The 25,683-nt window shown below is 72.1% G+C and carries 23 protein-coding genes; 7 read left to right on the top strand and 16 right to left on the bottom strand.

The window, feature by feature from the left end; genetic code table 11:
• Together NUH29_RS04155 and NUH29_RS04150 are read left to right on the top strand one after the other, a co-directional pair.
• The gene (locus NUH29_RS04155) at positions 1-663 is read left to right on the top strand and encodes an NUDIX domain-containing protein (RefSeq protein ID WP_258797743.1); all 663 of its coding nucleotides are present in this window, start codon (positions 1-3) and stop codon (positions 661-663) included.
• Positions 664-672: 9 nt separating this feature from the next.
• A complete protein-coding gene (locus NUH29_RS04150) occupies positions 673-1,245 on the top strand; it encodes a YdeI/OmpD-associated family protein (RefSeq protein ID WP_258797742.1) in 573 nt (190 codons plus the stop codon).
• 1 nt (position 1,246) lies between these two features.
• Here the strand turns inward: NUH29_RS04150 and NUH29_RS04145 are convergent, their stop codons facing one another.
• The 4 genes from NUH29_RS04145 to NUH29_RS04130 all read right to left on the bottom strand — a co-directional run bounded on the left by NUH29_RS04145 (position 1,247) and on the right by NUH29_RS04130 (position 5,318).
• Positions 1,247-2,224, bottom strand: a complete 978-nt coding sequence (locus NUH29_RS04145) for a malate dehydrogenase (RefSeq protein WP_258797741.1) — start codon at positions 2,222-2,224, stop codon at positions 1,247-1,249.
• Positions 2,225-2,290: 66 nt separating this feature from the next.
• Positions 2,291-3,145, bottom strand: coding sequence for a hypothetical protein (locus NUH29_RS04140; protein WP_258797740.1), 855 nt, complete (start codon positions 3,143-3,145; stop codon positions 2,291-2,293).
• Positions 3,145-4,023: a hypothetical protein gene (locus tag NUH29_RS04135; protein WP_258797739.1), complete on the bottom strand. Its 879-nt coding sequence runs from the start codon at positions 4,021-4,023 to the stop codon at positions 3,145-3,147. The genes NUH29_RS04140 and NUH29_RS04135 overlap by 1 nt, the downstream gene beginning before the upstream one ends.
• A 77-nt stretch (positions 4,024-4,100) precedes the next feature.
• The gene (locus NUH29_RS04130) at positions 4,101-5,318 is read right to left on the bottom strand and encodes an NADP-dependent isocitrate dehydrogenase (protein WP_258797738.1); all 1,218 of its coding nucleotides are present in this window, start codon (positions 5,316-5,318) and stop codon (positions 4,101-4,103) included.
• A gap of 107 nt (positions 5,319-5,425) precedes the next feature.
• On the opposite strand from NUH29_RS04130, the gene NUH29_RS04125 reads away from it, so the two are divergent.
• Together NUH29_RS04125 and NUH29_RS04120 are read left to right on the top strand one after the other, a co-directional pair.
• Positions 5,426-5,878, top strand: a complete 453-nt coding sequence (locus tag NUH29_RS04125) for a GNAT family N-acetyltransferase (RefSeq protein WP_258797737.1) — start codon at positions 5,426-5,428, stop codon at positions 5,876-5,878.
• A 15-nt stretch (positions 5,879-5,893) separates the two neighbouring features.
• A complete protein-coding gene (locus NUH29_RS04120) occupies positions 5,894-6,211 on the top strand; it encodes an MGMT family protein (protein ID WP_258797736.1) in 318 nt (105 codons plus the stop codon).
• 11 nt (positions 6,212-6,222) lie between these two features.
• Here NUH29_RS04120 and NUH29_RS04115 read toward each other — a convergent pair whose 3' ends face one another.
• Entirely contained in the window at positions 6,223-7,989 is a 1,767-nt protein-coding gene (locus NUH29_RS04115) for a hypothetical protein (protein WP_258797735.1), read from the bottom strand.
• A gap of 87 nt (positions 7,990-8,076) precedes the next feature.
• On the opposite strand from NUH29_RS04115, the gene NUH29_RS04110 reads away from it, so the two are divergent.
• On the top strand, positions 8,077-8,553 hold the full coding sequence (locus NUH29_RS04110; protein ID WP_258797734.1) for a hypothetical protein: 477 nt from the start codon (positions 8,077-8,079) through the stop codon (positions 8,551-8,553).
• 17 nt (positions 8,554-8,570) lie between these two features.
• Here the strand turns inward: NUH29_RS04110 and NUH29_RS04105 are convergent, their stop codons facing one another.
• The 10 genes from NUH29_RS04105 to sucC all read right to left on the bottom strand — a co-directional run bounded on the left by NUH29_RS04105 (position 8,571) and on the right by sucC (position 22,716).
• Positions 8,571-10,382: an ABC transporter ATP-binding protein gene (locus NUH29_RS04105; protein WP_258797733.1), complete on the bottom strand. Its 1,812-nt coding sequence runs from the start codon at positions 10,380-10,382 to the stop codon at positions 8,571-8,573.
• Positions 10,379-12,205 carry an ABC transporter ATP-binding protein gene (locus NUH29_RS04100; RefSeq protein ID WP_258797732.1) on the bottom strand — a complete coding sequence of 609 codons (1,827 nt, stop codon included), beginning with the start codon at positions 12,203-12,205 and terminating at the stop codon, positions 10,379-10,381. The genes NUH29_RS04105 and NUH29_RS04100 overlap by 4 nt, the downstream gene beginning before the upstream one ends.
• Positions 12,206-12,691: 486 nt before the next feature.
• Positions 12,692-14,278 (bottom strand): bifunctional phosphoribosylaminoimidazolecarboxamide formyltransferase/IMP cyclohydrolase, encoded by a 1,587-nt coding sequence (gene purH / locus NUH29_RS04095; protein WP_258797731.1) that lies wholly within the window; start codon positions 14,276-14,278, stop codon positions 12,692-12,694.
• Positions 14,275-14,862, bottom strand: coding sequence for a phosphoribosylglycinamide formyltransferase (gene purN / locus NUH29_RS04090; RefSeq protein ID WP_258797730.1), 588 nt, complete (start codon positions 14,860-14,862; stop codon positions 14,275-14,277). The genes purH and purN overlap by 4 nt, the downstream gene beginning before the upstream one ends.
• Positions 14,863-14,871: 9 nt before the next feature.
• A complete protein-coding gene (locus NUH29_RS04085; RefSeq protein ID WP_258797729.1) occupies positions 14,872-16,095 on the bottom strand; it encodes a cell division protein PerM in 1,224 nt (407 codons plus the stop codon).
• 19 nt (positions 16,096-16,114) lie between these two features.
• A complete protein-coding gene (locus NUH29_RS04080; protein WP_258797728.1) occupies positions 16,115-17,674 on the bottom strand; it encodes an alpha/beta hydrolase in 1,560 nt (519 codons plus the stop codon).
• Between the two features lie 4 nt (positions 17,675-17,678).
• Positions 17,679-19,073 carry a hypothetical protein gene (locus tag NUH29_RS04075; protein ID WP_258797727.1) on the bottom strand — a complete coding sequence of 465 codons (1,395 nt, stop codon included), beginning with the start codon at positions 19,071-19,073 and terminating at the stop codon, positions 17,679-17,681.
• A gap of 87 nt (positions 19,074-19,160) precedes the next feature.
• Positions 19,161-20,567: a serine hydrolase domain-containing protein gene (locus NUH29_RS04070; RefSeq protein WP_258797726.1), complete on the bottom strand. Its 1,407-nt coding sequence runs from the start codon at positions 20,565-20,567 to the stop codon at positions 19,161-19,163.
• Positions 20,568-20,638: 71 nt separating this feature from the next.
• A complete protein-coding gene (gene sucD, locus NUH29_RS04065; RefSeq protein ID WP_258797725.1) occupies positions 20,639-21,538 on the bottom strand; it encodes a succinate--CoA ligase subunit alpha in 900 nt (299 codons plus the stop codon).
• A gap of 11 nt (positions 21,539-21,549) precedes the next feature.
• Positions 21,550-22,716: an ADP-forming succinate--CoA ligase subunit beta gene (sucC, locus tag NUH29_RS04060; RefSeq protein ID WP_258797724.1), complete on the bottom strand. Its 1,167-nt coding sequence runs from the start codon at positions 22,714-22,716 to the stop codon at positions 21,550-21,552.
• A gap of 126 nt (positions 22,717-22,842) precedes the next feature.
• Between sucC and NUH29_RS04055 the strand changes: the two genes are divergently transcribed.
• The gene (locus NUH29_RS04055) at positions 22,843-23,568 is read left to right on the top strand and encodes an oxygenase MpaB family protein (RefSeq protein WP_258797723.1); all 726 of its coding nucleotides are present in this window, start codon (positions 22,843-22,845) and stop codon (positions 23,566-23,568) included.
• Between the two features lie 52 nt (positions 23,569-23,620).
• Here NUH29_RS04055 and NUH29_RS04050 read toward each other — a convergent pair whose 3' ends face one another.
• Complete coding sequence (locus NUH29_RS04050; protein ID WP_258797722.1) at positions 23,621-24,226, bottom strand: TetR/AcrR family transcriptional regulator; 606 nt, start codon at positions 24,224-24,226, stop codon at positions 23,621-23,623.
• A 179-nt stretch (positions 24,227-24,405) separates the two neighbouring features.
• Between NUH29_RS04050 and NUH29_RS04045 the strand changes: the two genes are divergently transcribed.
• Entirely contained in the window at positions 24,406-25,677 is a 1,272-nt protein-coding gene (locus NUH29_RS04045; RefSeq protein WP_258797721.1) for an MFS transporter, read from the top strand.
• The last annotated feature ends 6 nt before the right edge of the window (positions 25,678-25,683 follow it).

Genomic DNA, 25,683 nt, shown 5'->3' with positions numbered 1-25,683 from the left:
ATGCGCGGCGCCGACGAACCCGACCACCGCGGCCGCACCGGTCTGCACCTCACCGGGCTCGACCTGACCCGCAACCCCGGCATCCGGGTCGACGAGGTCGAGCTCGTCGCCGCCGCCTGGCACGTGCTGCGACGCACCCGGTACCGCGAACGGGATGCGGCGGGCGACTGGCACGAGAAGGTCGCCGAGACCTACGACCGCGGCAACGGCGCGACCATCCTGCTCTACGACACCGAGCGGCGGACGGTGCTGCTGACCCGCCAGTTCCGCTACCCGGTCTACGTCAACGACCACCCCGACGGGATGATGCTCGAGACCGCGGCCGGGTTGCTCGACGCGGACGACCCCGAGACCGCCATCCGCCGCGAGGCCCTCGAGGAGACCGGGCACGAGGTGAGCGAGCTGCAGCACGTCTTCGACGTGTACATGAGCCCCGGGTCCGTGACCGAACGCCTGCACTTCTTCGCCGCGCGGTACTCCGGGGCGACCGCCCGCACGGCCGGAGGAGGGCTCCACGACGAGGGCGAGCACATCGACGTCGTCGAGGTCGGCATCGACGACGCGATCGCGCGGATCGGGGTCGACATCGTCGACGCCAAGACGATCATGCTGCTGCAGTGGGCCGTGCTCCGCGGGCCTTTCGCCGTCGGCGGCGCCGCGTAGGGTCTGTCCATGTCGTCGTTCGCCGAGAAGCCGATCCTGCCGTTCACGGACTGGCGCGAGTGGGAGGCGTTCCTCGCCGACGATCCCCCCGCCGAGGGCGTGCGCGTGAAGATCCTCAAGAAGAACGCCTCGGTGCCGGGCATCACGCGCCAGGAGGCGCTCGACGTGGCCCTCTGCTTCGGTTGGATCGACGGCCAGGCGGGCGCCTTCGACGCCGACTACAGCCTGCAGGCGTACACGCCAAGGCGCTCGCGCAGCCCGTGGTCGCAGATCAACCGCGAGCACGTCGAACGCCTGATCGCCGAGGGGCGGATGCGGCCGGGCGGCCAGGCAGAGATCGATCGGGCGAAGGCCGACGGGCGCTGGGATGCCGCCTACCGCCAGAAGGACGCACCCGTCCCCGCCGAGCTGCAGGCGGCGCTCGACGCGAGCCCCGCGGCGTCCGCGTTCTTCGCGACGGTCTCGGCGCAGAACCGCTGGGCGTTCATCTTCCGCATCCAGCAGGCGGTGCGACCCGAGACCCGGGAGCGCCGGGCGCGCGAGTTCGTCGCCATGATGGAGCGCGGCGAGACCCCGTACTGAGCTACGGCAGCAGGCCGAGAGCGCGTACCGCGTCGCGCTCGGCGGCCAGCTCCGCGACGGACGCGTCGAGCGCCGTGCGCACCGCGGGCGACAGCTCGAGGCCGTCGACCACCCGCCACTCTCCACCCGCGCTCGTGGCGGGGAACGAGCTCACGAGCCCCTCGGGCACGTCGTACTCGCCCCGGCTCGGCAGGGCGACGGAGACCCAGTCCCCGTCGCGCGTGCCGAGAACCCAGTCGTGCAGGTGATCGATCGCGGCGGACGCGGCGCTCGCCGCCGAGGAGGCGCCCCGGGCGTCGATGATCGCCGCGCCGCGCGTCGCCACGGTCGGCGCGAACTCGCCCGCCACCCACGCGGGGTCGAATCCGACGGGTTCGCCGTCGAGCAGCACGTGCGCGGGGTCGGGCACCTGGGTGGAGGAGTGGTTGCCCCACACGGTCATGCGGCTGAGGCGCCCGACACCGACGCCGAGCTTCGCACCGAGCTGTGCGAGGGCGCGATTGTGGTCGAGCCGCGTCATCGCGGTGAAGCGCTCGGCGGGCACGTCCGGCGCGTGCGCGGCGGCGATGAGGGCGTTCGTGTTGGCGGGGTTGCCGACGACGAGCACGCGCACGGCATCGGATGCGCGGTCGTTGATCGCCCGCCCCTGCGGACCGAAGATGCCCGCGTTCGCCGCGAGCAGGTCGCCGCGCTCCATGCCCGCGGTGCGGGGACGCGCCCCGACGAGCAGCGCGAACTCGGTGCCGTCGAACGCGGCGCTCGGGTCGTCGAACACGTCGACCGACTCCAGCAGCGGGAACGCGGCATCGGCGAGCTCCATCGCGGTGCCCTCGGCGGCGCCGACCGCCTGAGGGATCTCGAGCAGCCGCAGCCGCACCGGCCGGTCGCCGAGCATGGCACCCGACGCGATACGGAACAGGAGCGCGTAGCCGATCTGGCCCGCGGCACCCGTGACGGTGACGGTGGTGGCTGCGGTCATGCTCCCACGCTACGCGGGACCGCATCCGGAGGACCGGGACTTGGGTCCCCCGGGGACCGACGCCGCTCAGCCGGCGAGCAGAGCCGTCAGGTCGCACTCCGAACCGTCGAGGGCGCGGCAGACGAATCCGTCGGCGGTCGCGAGCAGGTACTGCGCGCCGGACGCCGCGAGCGGCGGCAGGACGAAGTCGGAGCCCTCGATGTCGATGGTCGTCGACTCGGTTCCACTGTGGGCGGTGAACTGCAGCGAGCCGCCCACAGCGGTCGCGCTCAGCAGATCGACGACGAGCGTGCCGTTCTCGCCAGGGGCGAGATTCCAGGCGACCGGCGAATCGGGACGCCCCGACCCGCCGAAGGTGTCGCCGCCGAAGTACGCCGTCGCCCCGGGCTGATCGACGAACAGCCGGGCCGACTGCACGTTCTGGGCGGGGCTGTCGCAGACCACACGCACGCCCAGATCGCCGGCGACCCCTGTGGTCACCGCACGGAGCTCGGTGAGGGCGAGCATCGAGCCCTCGCTCGCGTGGTTGCCCATGTCGAGCACGACCCGATGGGTCAGCGGTGCGGCGTTCGCCTCGAGCCAGGCGAGCTGCTCCGGCCCGCATGCGGCGCCGGTCGGGAAGCTCGACAGCTCGGCGTCCGGGGGCAGCGCGTATTCGCGCGGGCCGGCCTCGAAGGGTGCGGCGGAGACCTCCAGCGAGCCGAGGCCTGTCGCGTCGCGGGTCAGGATGGGGATGACGCCGATCACCCCCGTCACGAACGACACCGCCGATACGACGGCGGCGATGATCTTGCCGGTACGAGTCCAGATGCGTCGCTTGAAGAACGACTCGCGGGGCGCCGCCGCGGGGGGCTCGACGGCGTCGACCTCCGCGGGGGACTGCTCGACCGGGGACTCCTCGGACACCAGGGGATCGGTCATCACCGGGTCCGGTATCCGGCGATCAGCTCGTTCGCCTGGGCGGGGCTGCAGTCTCCCTGGTCGCATCCGATCGTGGGGCCGTAGAGGTAGAACGTGTCCATGTACTCGAGGGTGTAGAAGCTCAACCCGTCTGCGAGCGTCACCGTCTCCCTCGCGTCGCCGACCGTGACGTCGGCGACGATGGATCCCGAGAAGCCGCCGGTGAAGCCGTCGCGGTTCGCGTAGAGCATGAGCTGCACGAGCTCACCGGGCGAGAGGTTCAGCACGACGGGGCTCCCCGCCGGGGCGACGCCCGTGGTGGAGTCGCCCCACGGCGGCTCCCCGTACACGGCGCTCCCGCCCGCGAGGGGCACATCGACGAACTGGAGCCCCGCATCGCCCCCGTAGCCCGCGCACTGGACGGCGACCACGCGGGTGGACTCGCTCGTGCGCTCCCCGTCGAACCGGATCTCGTCGACGGTCATCGCCTGACCGTCGGTCGCGTCGTTGCGCAGCGTGACCGCGGGCGGAACGGAGTCCTGCAGGTTGTTCTCGGCCAGCCAGGCGAGCCGCTCCGGCGTGCACCCGTCCCCGTCGATGGGCATCGAGTCGAACGCCTCGAGGGGGATGGCCCAGACGTCGGTGACCCCGTCGCCGGTCTGGTCGTACGGGTTGAACCCGTCTGCGAGTTCGACGCCCACGCTCGCCAGCGCGGCCGACGCGATCGGCTCATCCGTCTCGACCGTCAGGGTGCCGGCGGAGGTGTCGCGCCGGTTGGCGTCGGCGATCAGCGGGATCGCGATGGTCGCCGCCGTCACGACGGTGACGAGGACTCCCCCGGCCACCAGCAGCTGCCGGGGGACTTTCGGGCGCGACGGAACGGACGGATTCTCGGGCATGTGTCAACTCTGCTGCACACCGAGAGGCGCCCCCAGCCCCCGTTGAGGGGCGGGGATGGGGGGCCGACGCCGCAGCGTCAGCCGAGACGCGCCTGGAGGTTCTCGTCGAGCGTCGCGAGGAAGTCCTCGGTGGTCTGCCACTCCTGCTCGGGGCCGACGAGCAGCGCGAGGTCCTTCGTCATCCTGCCCGACTCGACGGTCGTGATGACGACGTCCTCGAGGGTCTCGGCGAACTGGATGAGCGCCTGGTTGTCGTCGAGCTTGCCGCGGTGCATGAGGCCGCGGGTCCACGCGAAGATCGAGGCGATCGGGTTGGTCGAGGTGGGCTTGCCGGCCTGGTGCTGGCGGTAGTGGCGGGTGACCGTGCCGTGCGCCGCCTCCGCCTCGACGACCTTGCCGTCGGGCGTGGTGAGCACCGAGGTCATGAGGCCGAGCGAGCCGTAGCCCTGGGCCACGGTGTCGGACTGCACGTCGCCGTCGTAGTTCTTGCAGGCCCAGACGTAGCCGCCCTCCCACTTGAGCGCGGAGGCGACCATGTCGTCGATGAGGCGGTGCTCGTAGGTGATGCCGGCGGCCTCGAACTGCTCCTTGTACTCGGCGTCGAACACCTCCTGGAAGAGGTCCTTGAAGCGGCCGTCGTAGGCCTTCAGGATCGTGTTCTTCGTCGACAGGTAGACCGGGTAGCCGCGCGAGAGGCCGTAGTTGAAGCTGGCGCGCGCGAAGTCGCGGATCGACGGGTCCTGGTTGTACATCGCCATCGCGACGCCGCCGTCGGGCGCCTGGAAGACCTCGAAGCTCTGCGCCTCGCCGCCGTCGGCGGGCTGGAACGACAGGGTCAGGGTGCCCGGGCCGTCGAAGACGAAGTCGGTCGCGCGGTACTGGTCGCCGAAGGCGTGGCGGCCGATGATGATCGGCTTGTTCCACCCCGGCACGAGGCGCGGGATGTTCGAGATGACGATCGGCTCGCGGAAGATCACGCCGCCGAGGATGTTGCGGATCGTGCCGTTCGGGCTCTTCCACATCTTCTTCAGGCCGAACTCGGCGACGCGCGCCTCGTCGGGGGTGATCGTGGCGCACTTGACGCCGACGCCGTGCTTCTGGATGGCGTGGGCCGCGTCGATCGTGACCTGGTCGTCGGTCGCGTCGCGGTTCTCGATGCCGAGGTCGTAGTACTCGAGGTCCAGGTCGAGGTAGGGGTGGATGAGACGGTCCTTGATGAACTGCCAGATGATGCGAGTCATCTCGTCGCCGTCGAGCTCGACGACCGTTCCTTCGACCTTGATCTTGTCGACCACGTGCTGTCCTTTCGCGTGTACGCCGCGGAACAGCCTACCCCGCATCCGAGATATCTTGACATCGAGATACCTGAGCGTGTGACGGCCCAGCGGGTTAGCCTGTCTGAATGGCGGACCTGAGACTGGAAGAGCTGACGGCGAACACGATCGTCGCTGCTCGCAACCTCGCCCTCAAGCCCGGGCAGGCGGCCTTCATCGCCCCCGAGACCTACGAGCACGTCGAACAGGATCTCGACCCCGCCGGTTCCTGGCCCCGCGTCGTCATGGACGGCGACCGCCTCGTGGGCTACGTCATGGGCGCCTTCGACCCCGACGCGCACGAGGAGTTCCTGAAGGCGGCGCTGTGGCGCATCCATGTCGAGGCGGACGCCCAGGGCATGGGCGTCGGCCGTTTCGCCGTCGAGGCGCTCGCCGACGAGGCGCGCCGACGCGGCTTCCACCAGCTCACCGTCGTCTGGGCCTCCGGCGAGGCCGGGCCCGAGGAGTTCTTCAAGGCGGTCGGCTTCCGGGTCGTGGGCGAGACCCCCTACGGCGAGAACCTCGGCGCGCTCGCGCTCTGACGCCACCGCATCCGGATGCCGCACCCCTCGGGCGAATTCGTCGAGGCCGTGCTCGAGGTGGTCGCCGCGATCCCCGAGGGGCGCGCGATGAGCTACTCGGACGTCGCCGCGTCGGTCGGATCGCGGGCGGCCCGCGGGGTCGGCCAGGTCATGGCGTACTACGGCGGCGAGGTGCCGTGGTGGCGCGTGGTGCGCGCATCCGGTCACCCCGCTCCCGACCACGAGGGTCGGGCGCTGGAGCACTTCCGCGCGGAGGGGACGCCGCTGCTCTGGTCGCGCGACGGCCGGGTGTACCGCGTCGACCTCGCGCGGGCGCGCCACCTCCCGGACTGAACGCCCCCGGTTCAGCGGAGCTGCGAGGTGTCGGGGATCAGCCGCACCGGAGGGTCGGGGAGATCGCAGGCGGCCTCCACCTCGGCCGCGAGACCCGGGTCGGCCGTGTAGACGACGAGCCCGTCGATCCGCTCGATCGGTCGGCAGAGCGCCCCGGCGTCGCCTCCCTGCCAGTGCCCTGCCCGGAGCGCGCGATAGCCGTCGAACGCCAGGAGCCGCAGATCCTTGTCTCCCCCGAAGCCCCCTCCGGCGTCGAGCAGAGCCCACATGTCCACGAGCGCCTCATCGGGTTCGCCGCTGCGCCAGAGCAGGGCGGGGGCGTCATCGCGCGTCACGATCGCGACGAGTCGTTCGGTCTCCGCGCCTCCCCACCACAGTCCGCCCGAGAACAGGACGGCGGGCGCGGGACGCAGGGGCGACGCCCCCGGAGCCGCGACCGGGAGTAGGGCGGCGAGGCCGACCGCCGCGAGCACGGGCAGGAGAGTGAGTCGTCCGCCCGAGGTCCGCGAGAGCCAGCCCACGAGCAGGGCCACCAGCACGACACCCGAGCCCACGACCGAGAACCACACGATCTTGACGGGGTAGTAGCCCGACGGGTCGCCCGCGGCGAGCACGACGGTGCCGGCGATCGCGGCGATCACGCCGGCACCCCAGCCGGTCACCGACCACCGCACGTCCGGATGCGCGCGATAGCCGAGCAGCAGCACGACGGCGATCCCCGCCGCGACGACCGCGAGCGGTGCCCACAGCGCCGGGAAGCCGATGCCGTCGGCCGCGAACCCGGGGAGGCTGCCGAAGATCGCGGGCACCACGACCGAGACCGAGACGACCCCCAGCGCGACGAGGGGCACGAGCACCGCCAGCATGCCCACCCCACGCGTCGCACCCAGCAGCACCCGGAACCGCATCGCGATGGCGACCGCGGCGGCCGCGGGGACGGCCGCAAGGGGCGCCCAGGCGACGAGCGCCGACGTGATCAGCAGGAGCGCGGCGGCGAGCGCGGCCCGCGGATGCCGTGCGGCGTCCGTCAGCACGAACACCGTGACGATGACGATCGGGGCGACGAGGGCGGCGTTCAGGAACCCCCAGTACATCGGAAGGGTTCCGACGAGCACGGTCAGGGGAAGCAACGAGGCGACGCCGGCGACCAGCGCCCGCAGTCGCAGACGGACCGGGTCGATGAACGTGCACGCCAGAAGCCCGGTGACCAGGCACGTCGCGACGATCCCGAGGGACCACAGCACCGCCAGGACCACCACCGCGTCCCCGGTCGTCCCCGCGGCACCGCCCAGCACCGCGAGCAGCAGCGCGGGAAGCGGTGCGGGGTTCAGATCGGGGCCCGTGAAGGGGCCGTCCGCGTCCGCCAGCAGGCGGGCGAGCTCGATGTTGTTGAATCCGTCTCCCGCGAGCACCCACCCCACGCGCACCGCCCCCGGAACCGCCGAGGCGACACCCAGGGCGACCAGCCACGCGACGCCGCCGAGTCCGGCGGCGACCCACTCGAGCCACCGGCCGGGGCGGCGCGAGCGGCGGGTGCGACCCGAACGGACCAGCACCGCGGTCCCGCTCGTGATCGACAGCAGCGCCACGGTCACCATCGCGGCGGCGAGCGACACGGGTGCGGCACCGCTGATCATGGAGGCGAGGAGCAGCACCGTCAGTGCGGATGCGAAGACGAGGGTCGCCCCCAGCCGGCCGCCGAGCCGCCGCACCGCGACGATCGCCCACGGAGCCGCCGCGAGCCCGAGCCCCGCCACGATGAGGCAGGCGGCGATCACCCGACGAGTCTACGGTCGCCCGCGCGGTCGCCCCTCCCCCGAAATGGCGCGTATCCGGCCGAGGGTGGCGCCGGTACCCTCGCTGCCATGACCCGAACCGACGACCTCATGGCGATGATGCAGAGGCACATGCAGGGCACGGCATTCGTGTTCTCCCGCACCGCCAAGGGATTCACGATCGACCTCGACCTCGCGAACCGGCAGTGGTGGCCGCTCATCGCGCACACCAACCTCAGCGAGACGTCGAGCTTCCAGATCATCACCGACGAGATCGACTCGACGTTCACGATCGTCGAGATCCCGCGCCACATCGAGTGGGGTGGCGACGAGGCACCCCACTTCGTGGCGGCGCCGGTCGGCGGGGTCAAGCAGAGCCTCAAGGACGAGGTCGACCTGCGGGTGAGCGCCGAGCCCATCCGCCGCTTCGTGCGCCGCGAGGCGGGCGGGCTCGGATTCCGCGAGGCCCTCGACCGGAAGAAGCTGTTCACCATGCTCGGTGTCGCGGCCGGCGGCGTCGCCGCGGTCGTGCTCGTGCTGGTGATCATCGTCAACGCCCTGGGCTGAGGGGCTCCAGCGCGCGCTCAGACCAGCGAGTCCTTCCAGGCCTTGTGCAGCGCCGCGAAGCGTCCCGTTCCTCCGATGAGCTCCTCGGGGGTGCCGTCCTCGACGATCCGACCGTGCTCCATCACGAGCACCCGATCGGCGATCGCGACCGTCGACAGACGGTGCGCGATGACGATCGCGGTGCGATCCGAGAGCAGGGTGGTGAGGCCCTCCTGCACGAGCCGCTCGCTCGGGATGTCGAGCGAGGCCGTCGCCTCGTCGAGGATCAGCACCGCCGGGTCGGCGAGGAACGCGCGCGCGAACGACAGCAGCTGCCGCTGACCGGCGGAGACGCGCCCGCCGCGCTTGTTCACATCCGTGTCGTAGCCGTCGGGCAGCGCCGTGATGAACTCGTGCGCCCCGACCGCGCGCGCCGCCGCCTGGATCTCGTCGAGCGAGGCTCCGGGCTTGCCGAGCGCGATGTTGTCGGCCACCGAGCCCGAGAACAGGTACGCCTCCTGCGTCACCATGACGATGGCCCGGCGCAGATCCTTCGGGTGCAGCTCGCGCAGGTCGACGCCGTCGAGCCGCACCGACCCCGTGGTGGGGTCGTAGAACCGCGCTACGAGCTTCGCGAGCGTCGACTTGCCGGCCCCCGTCGATCCGACGAGCGCGACGGTCTGGCCGGCCGGGATGTGCAGCTCGAAGTCGGGCAGCACCACGAGGTCCTCGCGGTAGGCGAAGCGCACGTCGTCGAAGTCGAGGGCCCCGCGCGCCCTCCACAGGTCGACCGGCCGGGTCGGATCCGGAACCGTCGGGTTCTCGTCGAGCACTCCCGAGATCTTCTCGAGCGCCGCCGCGGCCGATTGGTAGGAGTTGTAGAACTGCGCCATCTCCTCCATCGGGTCGAAGAACCGGCGGGTGTACATGAGCGCGGCGAGCAGCACGCCGACCGCGAGCGACCCCTCGGCCACCCGGAGCCCGCCGACGAGCAGCACCACCGCCACGACCACGTTGCCGATCACGACGAGACTCGGGTCGAAGACGCCGAACACGCCGATCGCCTTCGCGTTGGCGTCGCGATACGCCTCGGTGGTCGCGCCGAACTCCCGCTCGTTGCGTCGCTCCGCGCGGAACGCCTTCACGGCCCGGATGCCCGTCATCGTCTCGACGAACTTGACGATGAGCCGCGCCGAGTGCACACGGGTGGCGCGGAAGGCGCGCTGCGACGTCACCTGGAACCATCGGGTCAGCAGCGCCAGGATCGGCAGCGAGCACGCGATGACGACCGCCGACAGCGGATCGAGGAACAGCAGGGCGACCGCGATGAACGCCATGTAGAGCACGCCGCGGATGAGCCCCTGGATCCCCGAGTCGAGCAGTTCGCGGATCGAGTCGAGGTCGTTCGTCTGCCGCGCGATGATGCGCCCCGAGGTGTAGCTCTCGTGGAACTCGAGGCTCAGCAGCTGCGCGTGCCGGTAGATGCGGCCGCGCAGGTCGAACAGGAACGCCTGACTGATGCGCGCCGACAGCATCGTGTAGTGCCACATCAGGACGGCGCCCACGATGGCCGCCGTCAGGTAGAGCAGCACGACGAGCGCGAGCGGCATCGCGTCCTGCCGCTCGACGATGGCGGGCAGCCCCGCGTCGATGCCGAACGCGATGAGCGCCGGGCCCGCGGTCTGCAGCCCGGTGCTCGCCGCGACGATCACCATCGCGACGATCACCCGACCGCGCAGGGGTCGCAGCAGCGAGCCGAGCAGCACGAGCGAGCGCTGCCGCATGGCGCGGCTCTCCTCGCGCGTGTAGTCCTGACGGTCTTCGCCCTCGACGCCTTCGAGCGTGCTCACGCGATCACCTCCTGGGGGGCCTGCTCGGTATCGCGATCGTCGTCGAGCGACGAGATCACGTGACGGTAGTGGGGGTTGCGCTCGAGCAGCTCCGAGTGCCGCCCGACATCGGTGATGCGGCCGTCCTCGAGCAGGGCGACGCGGTCCGCGAGCATGACGGTCGACGGACGGTGGGCCACGACGAGCGCGGTCGTGTCGGCGAGCACGCGGCGCAGCCCCGCCTCGACGCGCGCCTCCGTGTCGACGTCGAGCGCCGAGAGCGGGTCGTCGAGCACGAGCACCGAGGGCCGAGCCGCCACCGCGCGGGCGAGCGCGATGCGCTGGCGCTGGCCGCCCGAGAGGCTCAACCCCTCCTCGCCGATGGTCGTGTCGGCGCCCATCGGGAGCCGCTCCACGAACTCGGCCTGCGCGATGTCGAGCGCCTCCGCGAGCACCGCCTCGCCCTCCGGCGAGTCGACGTCGAGCTCGGGGCGCCCGAGCAGCACGTTCTCGCGCACGGAGGCCGAGAACAGCGTCGCCTCCTCGAACGCCATCGCGATCCGGGCGCGCAGCTCCTCGCGGGTGAGGTCTCGCACGTCGACGCCATCGATCAGCACCCGGCCGCCCGTCACGTCGTAGAGCCGGGTGGTGAGCGCGGTGAGGGTGGTCTTGCCCGAACCGGTCAGCCCGACGAGCGCCATGGTCTCGCCCGGCTCCACCTCGAGGGTGATGTCCTCGAGCAGGTCGGGCACCGAGGCCGGCGAATCCTGGTAGCGGAAGTGCACGTGCTCGAAGACGAGCCGGCCGCGCGGCTCGGCGACCGTCACCGGGTGCTCCGGATCGCGGATCGGGTTGGGCTCGTCGAGCACCTCGAAGAGCCGCTCGACCGCGGTGCGGGTCTCGAACGTCATCGACAGCAGCCACCCGATCGACTCGATCGGCCAGCGCAGCACGGACGCGGCGGCGAAGAAGGCGATGAGTCCGCCGACCGTGAGCTGACCGCTCGCGGCCAGCACCACGCCGCCGAGCAGCGAGAGCGCGAACGCGGTGTCGGGGATGAGCAGCAGCCAGAGCCAGAGGCCGGCGATCGACCGGGCCTTCTCCAGCTCGGTGCCGCGCAGCTCCTCGGCCTGCCGCAGGAAGGCCTCGAGGCTGTGCTTGCCGCGACCGAAGGCCTTGAGCACCCGGATGCCGTGCACCGACTCCTCGACGGTCGTCGCCAGGTCGCCCTGCTGGTCCTGTGCGCGACGCGACACGAGCGAGTAGCGGTGCTCGAAGCGGAACCCGACGACCCACATCGGCACCGACGCGACGATGAAGACGAGCGCGAGCTGCCACGACCAGGTGAACAGGATGCCGAAGCCGACGACGATCACGACGACGTTGCCGACCAGCAGGATCACGCCGAACGCGAGCCAGCGGCGGATGGTGCCGAGGTCGCCCATGGCGCGCGAGAGCAGCTGGCCCGACTGCCAGCGGTCGTGGAAGGCGACCGGCAGATCCTGCAGCTTCGCGTAGAGGGTGTTGCGCATCGACGCCTCGATGTGCGTCGAGGGGGTGAGCACCAGGAAGCGCCGCAGCATGATGAGCAGCCCCTCGGCCACGCCGAGCGCGAGCACGAGCCCGGCGGCGGGCCAGATCTGGCGGGCGTCGCCGGTCGCGAGCGGACCGTCGACGATCCACTGCAGCACCACGGGCACCGCGAGCTGCACGAGCACGAGCACGACGTAGACGACGAAGCTCACGATGGTGCGGCCGAGGAACGGCCGGACGAAGGGCAGGATGCGCAGCAGCGTGCGCACCGTCCCGGGGGACGAGGAGGGCGGGATCGACTGATCAGACATGGGACATCCAGGGAACGCGCGAGAGTTCGCGCACGAGTGGTGGAACGTTGAGGGGATTCGACGGATTCCGGATCCGTCGTGACAGGCGGGCGGGCTGCGCCGCTACGGACGCCGCGGGAGGGAGGCGACGGCCGGCTTCGCGGCCTCGACAGGGCGCTTGCTACCGGTGTTCGTCATGATGCCTCCTCGTTGTGCGAGCCTCGTCCGCCCGGATGATGCCCGAGCAGCCCTACAGAATATGCCCGCCGCCTCCGACACTGCAACACCCGCTCATCCGCGCTGAGCAGATGCCCCCGGGGCGCCGCGGATCCCGCACCACCGAGACTGTGTCGGCACCCGTATTCGCGCGCGACCGCGCTCGTGCACGGATCGGGCCGGCGCCGCGGATCTCGCACGACCGCGACTGTGTCGGCACCCGGATCCGCGCGCGACCGCGCTCGTGCGCGGATACGGCCGGCGCCGCGGATTATCGCGGCGCAAGAAGACTCAGTGGAAGAAGTGGCGTTCTCCGGTGAGGTAGAGGGTCGCGCCGTACTCGGCGCATGCCGCGATGACGTCGTCGTCGCGGATCGAACCGCCGGGCTGCACGATGGCGCGCACGCCGGCCTCGAGCAGGATGCGGGGGCCGTCGTCGAAGGGGAAGAACGCGTCGGATGCGGCGACCGAGCCCGCGGCGCGCTCCCCGGCCCGCTCGACGGCGAGCTTGCAGGAGTCGACCCGGTTGACCTGCCCCATGCCGACCCCGACGGAGGCGCCGCCGGAGGCGAGCAGGATGGCGTTCGACTTGACCGCGCGCACGGCCCGCCAGGCGAACTCGAGGTCGGCGAGGGTGGCCGCGTCGGCGGGCTCGCCGGTCGCGAGCTTCCACTGCAGGGCGGGCGTGAAGTGGTCGTCGGACTGCTGCAGCAGCAGTCCTCCGGAGATCTGACGCAGCTCGGTCTCGGTGCGCGCGTAGCCCTCGGGCAGCTGGAGCAGACGCAGGTTCTTCTTGGCGGCGAGCACCTCGAGCGCTCCCGGCTCGAACCCGGGGGCCACGATCACCTCGGTGAAGATCGGCGCGATCGACTCGGCCGCCTCGCGCGTGATCGGGCGGTTCGCGGCGATGACGCCGCCGTACGCCGACACCGGGTCGCAGGCGTGCGCGAGGGCGTGGGCGGCGGCGATGGTGTCGGCGGTGGCGATGCCGCACGGGTTGGCGTGCTTGATGATCGCGACGGCGGGGCCGTGGTGGTCGTAGGCGGCACGGAGCGCCGCATCCGCGTCGACGTAGTTGTTGTAGGACATCTCCTTGCCCTGCAGTTGGGTGGCCTCGGCGATGCCGAGCCCGTGGGGCTCGCGGTAGAGGGCGGCGCGCTGGTGGGAGTTCTCGCCGTAGCGCAGCACCTCGGCGCGGGTCCAGGTGGCGGCCGCCCACCCGGGGAAGCCGGAGCCCTCGTCGTCCGGGGCGAGCACGTTTCCGATCCAGCTCGCGACCGCGACGTCGTAGCTCGCCGTGTGGCGGAACGCCTCGCGGGCCAGTTCGCGGCGCTCGGCGAGGGTCGTGCCCCCCACCTCCAGCGCGTGCACGATGTCGCCGTAGCGGGCGGGCGACACGACGACCGCGACGTTGGCGTGGTTCTTGGCGGAGGCGCGCACCATCGCGGGGCCGCCGATGTCGATCTGCTCGATCACCGCGTCCGGGGCAGCCCCCGAGGCGACGGTCTCGGCGAAGGGGTAGAGGTTGACGACGACGAGCTCGAATGGCTCGATCTCGAAGCGCGCCAGCTCGGCCTCGTGGCTCTCGAGTCGCAGGTCGGCGAGGAGGCCCGAGTGCACCTTGGGGTGCAGGGTGCGCACCCGGCCGTCGAGGTGCTCGGGGAAGCCGGTCAGGTCGCCGATCTGGGTGACGGGCAGGCCGGCATCCGCGATGGCCTTCGAGGTGCCTCCGGTGGAGACGATCTCGACGTCCGCCTCGACGAGGGCGCGCGCCAGCTCGACGAGCCCGGTCTTGTCGGAGACGGCGACGAGCGCACGGCGGATGGGAACCCGGTCGCGTTCGCGGTAGAGGGACGGGTCGATCGCGGGGCCGCTCAACGGTACTCCTCGAGGTGGATGGTCTGGTTCGCGATGTCGAGCACGGTCTGGATCAGCAGCTCCCGCTCGACGGGTTTGATGCGCTCGTGCAGCGACGTCTCCGTGTCGCCCGGCTCGATCGGCACCCGCCGCTGGGCGAGGATGGGCCCCTCGTCGACGCCGTCGTCGACGACGATGATGCTCGCGCCGGTCTGCTCGGCGCCCGCGGCGAGCGCGTCGCGCACCCCGTGGGCCCCGGGGAACTCGGGCAGATACGCGGGATGGGTGTTGATGATCCGGGGGCTGTACTCGGCGACGACCTGATGCGGCAGCAGCTTCATGAGGCCCGACAGGATCACCAGGTCGGGCTGCCACTCGCGCAGCCGGTTCAGCAGCTCCTCGCCCCACGCCTCCCGCGATGCGAAGGAGCTGTAGGGCACGACGAACGACGGGATGCCGAAGAGCTCCGCGTGGGCGAGGCCGTCGGCCTGCCGGTCGGCTCCGACCGCCACGACGCGGGCGGGGAACTCGGCGTCCTGCGCGGCCTCGAGGAGGGCGCGGAGGTTGGACCCGCCCCCGGAGATGAGGACGACGACCCGCAGCACCCGCCCAGCCTACCGGCCACGCCCGCGCAGGAGCGCGGGGAGGGAGGCGGCGGCGAAGCCGAGTGCGAGGCCCACGGCGAACTCCAGCCCGGAGGCCAGTCCCACGGCGAGCGGGTCGGGGCCCACCTGGCTGAAGCGCCCCGGACCGAGTCCGCCGGCGGATGCCGCGGCGAGCAGGGCGAAGAGCAGTCCGCCCGTCACGCCGCCCGCGAGCGCCGCGAACGCCGACCATCCGAGACGGGATCCCTCGCCGACGGCGCGCAGGAGCGCCGGGCGCACCGCGGTGGCCGCGAGGAAGGCGGCGACGACCGGCACCGCGAGGCCGACGAAGCCGAACGTCAGCTCGCCGGCGGGCAGGGCGCCGAGCACGGGGATCGTCGGGAGCGGCCCGACGGAGGTGCCGAGCGGCGACACCTGCGAACCGACCCCGAGCGCGAATCCGGGGCCCGCGAACCAGGAGGCGACCCAGACGACGATGTTCGGCACGAACGCGAACTGGGCGGCGGTCAGCACGACGCCGCCGAGCACCTCGGTGTGCAGGGTCTCGTACATGCGGATCACCTGGGCGTACCCGAGCACGAGCACGACGGTGGCGGCCACGGCGCTCGCCGCGAGCACGAGCATCACGGATGCGGCGCCCGCCTTGAGCGCGGCCACGATACCGCCGCGGAGGGGGGCGCCCCAGGATGCGGTGACGCGTCCCAGCCGGTCCCAGGTGCCGGCACCGCGGTCGGCGTCGGCGCGCAGCACGCCGAGCAGCAGCCCGAGGCCGAACACCAGCGCGGGCAGCAGGGCGCCCTGCCAGATCGACGGGCGCGCCGCCGGGTGCACGGCCGAGAGCGTCAGCAGCAGCGAGACGCCGCCGAACGCGAGGAACGCGGCGAGCTCCCCCAGCATCCGGTGCCCGGTCTCCGCCACCCGCGCCCCCGCGCGCACCCCGAGCAGCAGGGTCAGCAGCGCGAAGCCGAGCGCGGCGATCGAGACGAGCACGACGGTCCCCTCGGGCGCGCCGATGGTGACGGCCGTCACCTCGTCGAGCACGAAGGTGACGTCGACGCCGTGACCGATCAGCCACACGTCGACGGCGGCCCGCCAGAACCCCGCCCAGTCGGGTCCGAAGCCGAACTGGATCGCCCACAGCAGGGTCGCGAGCAGCAGCGGGATCGCGACGCCGATCGCGGCGACCAGGAGCGCCTCGGCCCCCGCGAACAGGATGGTGAGACGGCGGCTCACCGCAGGCGGCCCCGCACCCTCAGCACTGCGGGTCCGCCGCGGGGACGGTGCCCGAGATCAGGTAGGCGTCGACCGTGTCGTCGACGCAGGCCACGCCCTGGGCGTAGATCGTGTGCCCCTCGCCCTGATAGGTCACGAGGAACCCGCTCGAGAGCTGGTTCGCCAGGGACTTCGCGTTCGCGTACGGGGTGGCGGGGTCGTTGGTGGTGCCGACGACCATGATCGGGGCGGCCCCGTCGGCCGTGAAGGCGTCGGGCAGGGTCGCGGTCGGCACCGGCCAGTTCGCGCACACCACCTTGAGCACCGCGTAGTCGTCGTACGCCGCGTAGCGCCCCAGGATGGGCGCCGCGGCGTCGATCTTCGCCAGCCCGTCGAACACGTCGACCCCGTCGGAGCCGAGGGTGCCCTCGTCGCAGGTCACGGCCGTGTAGATGTCCATGGAGTTGTCGGAGTAGCTGCCGTCGGCCTGTCGGCCGTTGTAGGCGTCGGCGTAGGTGAACACCGTGTCGGCGTCCCCCTTGCGCAGGTCGGTGAAGAGCTCCGAGAGATAGGGCCAGTAGCTCTCCGAGTACAGCGTGAAGATGATGCCCGTCGCCGTGGTCGCCGAGTCGAGCTCGCGCCCGTCGGAGGCGACGAAGTGGCGTGCGTCGACGGTGTCGAGCATCTGCCGCACCGATTTCAGCGCGGTGTCGGCGCTTCCGGAGAACGGGCAGTCCGACTGCGGCAGGCACCACTGCATGTAGGCGCGCAGGGCCGAGTCGAAGCCGGCCATCTGCACGGCGAGCGCGTCGAGGTCGCCGACCTGCGGGTCGACGGCGCCGTCGAGCACCATCCGACCGACCTTCTCCGGGAACAGCTCGGCGTACACCGTGCCGAGGTAGGTGCCGTAGGAGTAGCCGAGGTAGTGCAGCTCGGTGTCGCCCAGCACCGCCCGCATGACGTCCATGTCGCGGGCGACCGATGCGGCGTCGAGGTGGCCGAGCAGCGCCCCGGTGTTCTCCTCGCACGCGGACGCCCAGTCCTCGGCGCGGCCGGTGAGCTCGTCGAGCCAGCCCTGCGTGCCGTAGGCCGAGGAGTAGGTGCCGTAGAGCCACTCGTCCTGGTCGGCCGCGTCGGTGTAGCAGGCGATCGGGTCGGAGTGGTTGACCCCGCGGGGGTCGAAGCCGATCACGTCGTAGTTCGCGAGCACGTCCTGGGTGACGATGTAGTCGACCGAGTCGTGCACGAAGTCGTAGCCCGAGCCGCCGGGACCGCCCGGGTTGATGAGCAGCGACCCGAGCGAGGCGCCCGTCGCCCGGTGCCGCGCGACGGCGAGCTGCATGGTGTCGCCCGTCGGGTCGCTCCAGTCGAGCGGCACGGTGACCTCGGTGCAGTCGATGCCGCTCGCCCCGCATCCCGACCAGTCGAGCTGCTGCGTGTAGAACGGCTGGAGCTCGGCGGGCACGTCGTCGGCGGGGGCGGGGCTGCTGGTGGCGGTGCCGCCGCCGACCGGGAACAGGGGCAGGATGCCGCATCCGCTGAGGGCGAGGGCGGCTGCGAACACGACGGCGAGGTCGCCGACTCGGCGGGAGGTCGTCATGCGCTCAGCCTACGGGCAGAGGCTCCGCCTCCTCGGGTGCCGCGACGGGGCGCTCGAGGATGCGCGCGATCGCCACCACGAGCAGCGAGAGCACGAGCGTCCAGATGATGATGGCCGGCGTCAACGGGCGCACGAAGAGGATGATGGCGGCGGCCACGAACGCGACCACGACCCGGATGACGATCCTCCCCCGGTACACGAGCTCCCCGAAGCGGCCGGTGCTCAGCCCGTGCTCCTCGCCGCGGGTGCGGAGGGTGTCGGCGCCGGTGTCGGCGAGTCCGCGCAGCGCGACCGCCCACCCCCACGGTCCGGCGAGCGCGGCGACGACGGCGAGCGCGAGCCCGACGATGATGGCGGCGACCGCGGAGGCGACGATCGACGCGACCACCGTGTCGTAGATGGCCCCGAGTGCGTTCCCCGGGATGGTGCCGGCCGTCGCGGTGAGGGCGAAGACCCGTCCCACGCCGATCCCCGCCGCGAGCACCGACGCGGAGATGGCGAGCGCGAGGCCCGCGCCGAAGATCGCGACCGCCCAGCGGCGCGCCACGAGCACCGCGACCACGAACAGGGCGATGACGACCCACTGGAGCCACGGACCGACGGCGACGGCCAGCTGGTACAGCCAGACGAGCTGTGCGGCCTGCGAGGACTCGGCGACGACGATCACGCTGTCGACCGCGGGGATGAGGTCGGCGAACGGGAATCCCGCGTCGGCGAGGGAGGTCTTCACCTGCTCCACGATCGGCCCGAGCGCGATGCCGATCTCGCCTGTGGCGCTGATCTGCAGCACGTCGCCGTGCCCGGAGAGCGCGGCGATGACCTGCGCATGGGTGATGCGCAGCGACTGGGTGATGACGTCGCGGAAGGCGTCCGAGGTGACGACCTGGGTGACGAGGCGGTCGATGAGGGTGTCGAGGCCGTTGATCGCCGGCTGCTCCAGCAGTTGGAGCGCGCGGATCGCGGCCGGCGGCAGGTCGAGGCCGTCGAGCCCGTCGAACAGGTTCGACACGACATCGTCGAGCTTCGCCTGGGTGCGGATGACATCGGTCACCTCGTCGATGATGAGCTGCTGCACCGCCGGGTCCTCGATGATCGGCTCGAGGGTGTCGACGAAGTAGTCGGTGTCGGTCAGCAGGCGGTCGGCCGTGTTCGCGACGAGCGCGATGGGCGCGAGGATCGCGGCGATCACGATGAGCACGACGGAGGCGACGGCGCGCCCGGTTCCGCGACCGCGCTTCGCCGGGGATGCGGCGACCTCCGCGGGCGGTGCGGCTGCGGCCTCGGCGTCGGCGGCTGCGCGTGCCTCGAGGGCTCCCCGTGCGGCGTCGAGCTCCTCGCGGAGCCGGGAGTTCTCCTCCTCCATGCGGGCGATCTTCTGAGCCTGCGTCTCACGGGGCATGACGGATCCTCTCCTCCACTGGGCTCATCATCCTCCTGAAACCACCGCGCGCCCCACCCCGACGGGGTGAGGCGCGGGGGGGCCGGATCACGGATGCCGCTGCGCCCGCGCGAGCGGTGAGTGCATCGGATCGGTCACCCAGCGCGTGGTGGCCGAACCGTCGGCCCGACAGCGGATGCGGAGCGTGTGCGGCGTCTCGAGCAGCAGCACCTCGGCGACGAAGCCGTGCGCGTCCCAGCCGCCCGAGACCGCCGCCGGCAGACCGTCGGGCTCCGACTCCGCCCAGCCTCCGGCGCCGACGGGCAGGACGAGCTCTCCGTGGTCGTCGACGAGGGCGAGCTCCCACTGCTCGGGCGCCGGCCGGCGCAGTCGGATCTCGCGGATACCGCCGGCGGGCGCACCCGCGGCGGCGACGCGGAAGACGGCGCCCTCCCAGGGTGCGGCGTCGGCGGGGTGCGCATCCGCGGTCGACGCGGGGAAGGAGGCCGACCCGAGTCGCGCGGCGAGCGCCGCGTCCGCGACCGGGTCGGGCGGCCCGTCGAAGGCCGGCAGCAGCAGGTTCCAGACGTGGTCGAGCACCCGCTGCATCTCGTGGGTCTCGGAGGTGATCGCCAGCACGGCGTCCTGCTCGGGCAGGATCACGCAGAACTGCCCGTAGGCGCCGTCCCCCCGGTAGCCGTGCCGCGACATCCAGAACTGCAGGCCGTAGCCCTGGCTCCAGTCGGCACCCCAGTCGCCGGGGTTGGCCACCTGCACCCGGCTCGCCTCGGCGACCCAGTCGGCGTCGAGCAGCTGCGCCTCGCCCCACCGGCCGCCCCGCAGGAAGAGCAGTCCGAGGCGCGCCACGGCATCCGTCGTCGCGTGCAGGCCGCTGAAGCCGAGGTCCCGACCCGGGGGCTGCTCGATCCAGTACGCCTCGCGGATGCCGAGGGGATCGAGCAGGCGCGGTCGCAGGTAGTCGACGAGCGACCGCCCCACCGCGCGCTGCACGATGGCGGCGAGGGTGTAGGTGCACGGCTGGTTGTAGGCGAAGACGGTGCCCGGCTCGGCGTCGAGCGGGGTGCGGAGGAATCCGCGGATGAGGTCGCCGTCGCCCGCGGCGATCGCACGGTCGAGGGTCTCCTCGCGGTGCCCGCTCGCCATCGACGCGAGGTGGCGCACCGTCATCCGCTGCATCCTCGGGTCGGCCAGGTCGGACGCGTACTCGGGCAGGTAGTCGAGCACCGGGGTGTCGAGGTCGAGCAGGCCGTCCGCGCGCGCGAGACCGGCGGCCGCCGACGTGAAGCTCTTGCTCAGCGAGTAGAGCAGCTGCACCCGGTCGGCGCGGTAGGGAGCCCACCAGCCCTCGGCGATCACGGACCCGTGCCGCATCAGCACGAGGCCGTGCGGGCGGATCGCCGGGTCGGCCTCGAGGGCGTCGAGGAGCGCCGAGATGCCGCGGGCGTCGACCTCCTCGGCACCGGGGGTCGAGTGGGGAAGGTCGTCGGTGCCCATGGGACGACCCTACGCAGGAACGGATGCGCCCCGCCCGGCGGACCGGACGGGGCGCATCGTGTCGGATCGGATCAGGCCGAGGCGAGCACCTCGCGCAGCAGCGCGGCCGTCTCGGACGGGGTCTTGCCCACCTTGACGCCGGCGGCCTCGAGAGCCTCCTTCTTGGCCTGGGCGGTGCCGGCCGAGCCGGAGACGATGGCACCCGCGTGACCCATGGTCTTGCCCTCGGGGGCCGTGAAGCCGGCGACGTAGCCGACGACGGGCTTCGTGACGTTCTCGGCGATGAACGCGGCCGCGCGCTCCTCGGCGTCGCCGCCGATCTCGCCGATCATCACGATCGCCTTCGTCTCGGGGTCGGCCTCGAACGCGGCGAGGGCGTCGATGTGGGTGGTGCCGATGATCGGGTCGCCGCCGATGCCGATGGCGGTCGAGAAGCCGAGATCGCGCAGCTCGTACATCATCTGGTAGGTCAGCGTGCCCGACTTCGAGACGAGGCCGACCGGACCCTTGCCGGTGATGTTGGCGGGCGTGATGCCGACGAGCGATTCGCCCGGCGTGATGATCCCGGGGCAGTTCGGCCCGATGATGCGGGTGGTGCCCTTCGCCTTCGCGTAGGCCCACGCCTCGGCGGTGTCCTGCACGGGCACGCCCTCGGTGATCACGACGAGCAGCGGGATCTCGGCGTCGATGGCCTCGATCATCGCGTCCTTCGTGAACGCCGGCGGCACGAAGGCGATCGACACGTCGGCGCCGGTCGCGGCCATGGCCTCGGCGACGGACGCGAACACCGGCAGCTCGACCGCGGCGCCATCCCGGTCGGTGTGCGACACCGTGGTGCCGGCCTTGCGCGCGTTGACGCCGCCCACGACCTGGGTGCCCGCCTTCAGCATGAGGGCGGTGTGCTTGGTGCCCTCGCCGCCGGTGATGCCCTGGACGATGACCTTGGAGTCCTTGGTGAGGAAGATCGACATTTCTCTGTCCCTTACTTCGAAGCCAGCTCGGCAGCCTTGTCGGCGCCCTCGTCCATGCCGGTGGCGATGGTGACGAGCGGGTGGGCGGCCGCGGCGAGGATCGCGCGACCCTCCTCGACCTGGTTGCCGTCGAGGCGCACGACGAGGGGCTTGGTGGCCGAGTCGCCGAGGATCTCGAGCGCCTTCACGATGCCGTTCGCGACCGCGACGCAGGAGGTGATGCCGCCGAAGACGTTGACGAACACGCTCTTGACCTGCGGGTCGCCGAGGATCACGTCGAGGCCGGCGGCCATGATCTCCGCGGAGGCGCCGCCGCCGATGTCGAGGAAGTTGGCGGGCTTCACGCCGGAGTGGTTCTCGCCGGCGTAGGCGACCACGTCGAGAGTCGACATGACCAGTCCCGCGCCGTTGCCGATGATGCCGACCTCGCCGTCGAGCTTCACGTAGTTGAGGCCCGCGGCCTTCGCCTTCGCCTCGAGCGGGTCGGCGGCGTCCTTGTCCTCGAGGGCCTCGTGGTCGTGGTGGCGCACCTCGCTCGCGTTGTCGTCGAGCGACACCTTGCCGTCGAGGGCGACGATCTCGCCGGAGCCCGTCAGCACGAGCGGGTTGACCTCGACGAGGGTGGCGTCCTCGCCCGTGTAGACCTCGTAGAGCTTCACGAAGACGGGGGCGACCTTGTCGACGAGCTCGGCCGGGAACTTCGCGGCGACGGCGATCTCGGTCGCCTTCTCGAGCGTGATGCCCTCGATCGGGTCGACCTCGACGCGGGCGAGCGCGTCCGGGCGCTCCTCGGCCAGCTGCTCGATCTCCATGCCGCCCTCGTAGGAGGAGAGCGAGAGGTAGGAGCGGTTGGACCGGTCGAGCAGCACCGAGAAGTAGTACTCCTGCTGGATGTCGGCGCCCGCGGCGACCATGAGGCGCTTCACGACGTGGCCCTTGATGTCGAGACCGAGGATCGCCTCGGCCGCGGCCTCCGCGTCGTCCGGGGTCTTGGCGACCTTGACGCCGCCCGCCTTGCCGCGGCCCCCGGTCTTCACCTGGGCCTTGACGACGGTCACGCCGCCGAGCTTCTCGGCCGCGGCGCGCGCCTCGGCGGGGGTGTCGGCGACGATGCCGGCGAGCACGGGGACCCCGTACTTCTCGAACATGTCGCGGGCCTGGTACTCGTAGAGATCCACGCTGTCGCTTCTTCCAATGCGTCGGGGATGGAATGGCGGCCGAACTGTCTCGACGCCGAGATAGTTCGATGTCGAGATAAATGACCGCCTGCCATGCTACCCGCTGATTCGGAGAGGATTGACCGCGTGACGACCGCGGACGACTACCTCGCCGAGGGGTCGCTCGTGCTCGGCGGCGGGGCCGCGCTGCTGCTGCAGTTGGCGCATCCGGCGGTCGCCCGCGCGGTCGCGCGCCACTCCGGGTTCGCCCGCGACCCGATGCGGCGGCTGCGCCACACGCTCGGCTACGTGTACGCGATCGGGCTCGGGGAACCCGAAGTGGCGGCGGCCGCGGCGGGGCGGGTGGATCGGGCGCACAGCGGCATCCCGGGTGCGCGCGACCCCGAGACGCAGCTCTGGGTCGCGGCGACGCTCTACGCGCTCGGCGTGCAGGTGCACGCGTCGCTGTTCCGCCCGCTGCCGGATGCCGTGGCCGACGAGGTCTACGCCGTCTCCGGCCGTTTCGGCACGAGCCTGCAGGTGCCGCCCGAGCTCTGGCCCGCCTCGCGCGCGGCGTTCGATGCGTACTGGGATGGCGTGCTGCCGACGTTGGCGGTCGGCGACGACGCCCGCGCGGTGGCGGCCGGCATCCTGCGACCCGCGCGGGGCACCGTGCCGTGGTGGGTGCGCGCGGCGCTCCCGGTCGGTCGGCTCATGACGGCGCGGCTGCTGCCCGACCCGATCCGGGACGCCTACGGCCTCCCCCGGCACCCCGGCCGCGAGCGCGCGGCTCTCGCGGTGGTGCGCGTGCTCGTGCGGCTGACCCCTCGCCGCATCCGCCGCCTCCCCTCGCGCCTGCTCCTCCCGAGGTGAGGCGTCATCGTGCGTCGCGTCGCGCGCGGCCGGCGCGACACGACCTGGCGCCTCAGGCGGCGACGCGCAGCGCCGAGGCGGCGAACCACGGGGCGATGCCGCGGATGAAGGCGCGCGCCGCCTGGGTGTCGCGGTCGGCGAGCCAGGTGGTCGTGATGCCGTCCATCACCACCACGAGCCGCCGGGCGAGCACCGGGCCGGGCTCGCGCCACGTGATGCCGCAGACCTGCGCGAGCTGCGTCAGCATCCCCTCGGCCTCGCGGTAGTAGAAGCCGTACTGGCGATCGGCCAGTGCGGGCTCGTACCGCACCCCGTACAGCGCCAGCTCGACGAGGGCGAGCTCGCGATCCGGGTCCTGCACGAGCAGGTCGAGGTAGGCGTCGAACGCCGCGACGATCACCTGCTCGAGGGTGGCCGCGACGCCGTACGGGATCGACAGCTCCGCCGCCATCCGCTCGCCGTCCGTCACGGCGCGGATCACCTGCGAGAGCAGATCCTCGCGGGAGGAGAACACGAAGCGGAACGAGGTGGGAGGCATCCGCGCCTCGGCGGTGATCGCGCGGGCGGTGGCCGCGGCCACACCCCCGCGGGCGATCACCCGGATGGCGGCCTGGATCAGGGCGTCGCGTCGGTCGTCGGGGCTCATGCGGCGGGACATCGCACCTCGTCGTCGGGTCGTGCGGCGGTTGGACGCTCGTCCAAGATTGCCTGACATCGTGGCCGACGCCGACGCGGCCGCGCAAGGGCGACCGGCGTGCCGCCCTGGCACCAGTCCGGGGGCAGACGCGCCGCTCCCGAGCGCAGTCGGGCCGCTCGCGGCGAGGATAGAGTCGGGCGATGCGATTCGCCGCCCTCCGCGCCCCCTGGTACAAGGGATACCTCGCCGGCGGTTCGCTCATGATGGGCGCCGACCACGTCGAGCACGCCATCACGTACTTCGTGATGTGGCAGCTGTTCCACTCGCCCGTGCTGGCCGGCTTCGCCGTGATCAGCCACTGGCTCCCCCAGCTGCTGTTCGCGATCCCCTTCGGGGCGCTCGCCGACCGCTTCGACTGCCGACGGCTGATCCAGCTCGGGGCGGCCTGTTTCATGCTCGCCTCCGCGGGGTGGGCGGTGCTCATCGCCACCGGCACGCTGCAGCCGTGGCACTGCGTCATCCTGCTCGTGCTGCACGGGCTCGCGGGCACCTTCTGGGGTCCGGCGGATCAGCTCATGCTCTACGACATCGTCGGACCTGCGGACCTCCCGAGCGCGGTGCGCCTGATGGCCACCGGGCTCAACCTCGGCATGCTGGTGGGCCCGGCGATCGGCGCCGCCCTGCTGTTCACCGTCGGACCGGCGTGGGGCATGGCGATCAACGTGCTGCTGTACCTGCCGTTCGTCGGCTACCTGCTGGTCGTCCCCTACGACGGCCACAGCCGTGCGGGCGACCGCCCCGCCGCCGCACGCATCCGCGACGTGCTCGGGGTGCTGCGGGAGGTGCCGGCGCATCCGCCGATCCTCGCCGTCATGGTGTTGCAGGCGTGCGCGGGGCTCTTCATCGGGTCGGCCGTCGTCACCCTGCTACCGGAGTTCGGCGAGCTGCTCGGGCTCGACGAGTCGGGGTTCGCCTACGGCATGCTGCTCATCGCCATGGCCACCGGCGCCGTCGCGGGCGGCATCGGCCTGGAGGCGATCGGCCGGGTCCGGGTGAGCGTGCGGCTCGCCACCACGGCGACGGTCGTGTTCGCGACGGCTCTCGTGATCTTCGCCCTCTCGCGCAGCTTCGCGCTGAGCCTCGTCGCCCTGGTGATCGCGGGCACGGCCAACCTGGTGTCGAGCTCCACCTCGCAGGCGGTCGTGCAGCTCGAGGCGCCCGCCGACCGACGCGGGCGCTTCATCGGCGCCTTCGCGATGGCGAGCAACGGATCGCGGGTGGGCGCCGGCATCCTCGTCGCGGCCCTCGGCGCCTGGCTCGGCGTGACCTGGGCGATCGGCATCGACGCGGCGCTGCTGCTCGCGGCGGCGACGGCGCTGCTGCTCGTGGTGCTCGCACGGCGGCGGCGGATGGAGCTCGCCGCGGCCGGACGCGTCGAGCCGAGCGAGCCGGAGGCGATCGGCGAGAGCTGACCGCGG

Origin of the sequence: Protaetiibacter mangrovi (assembly GCF_024752305.1) — a bacterium.
GTDB lineage: Bacteria > Actinomycetota > Actinomycetes > Actinomycetales > Microbacteriaceae > Homoserinibacter > Homoserinibacter mangrovi.
This window is presented reverse-complemented; position numbering and strand designations above follow the sequence as displayed.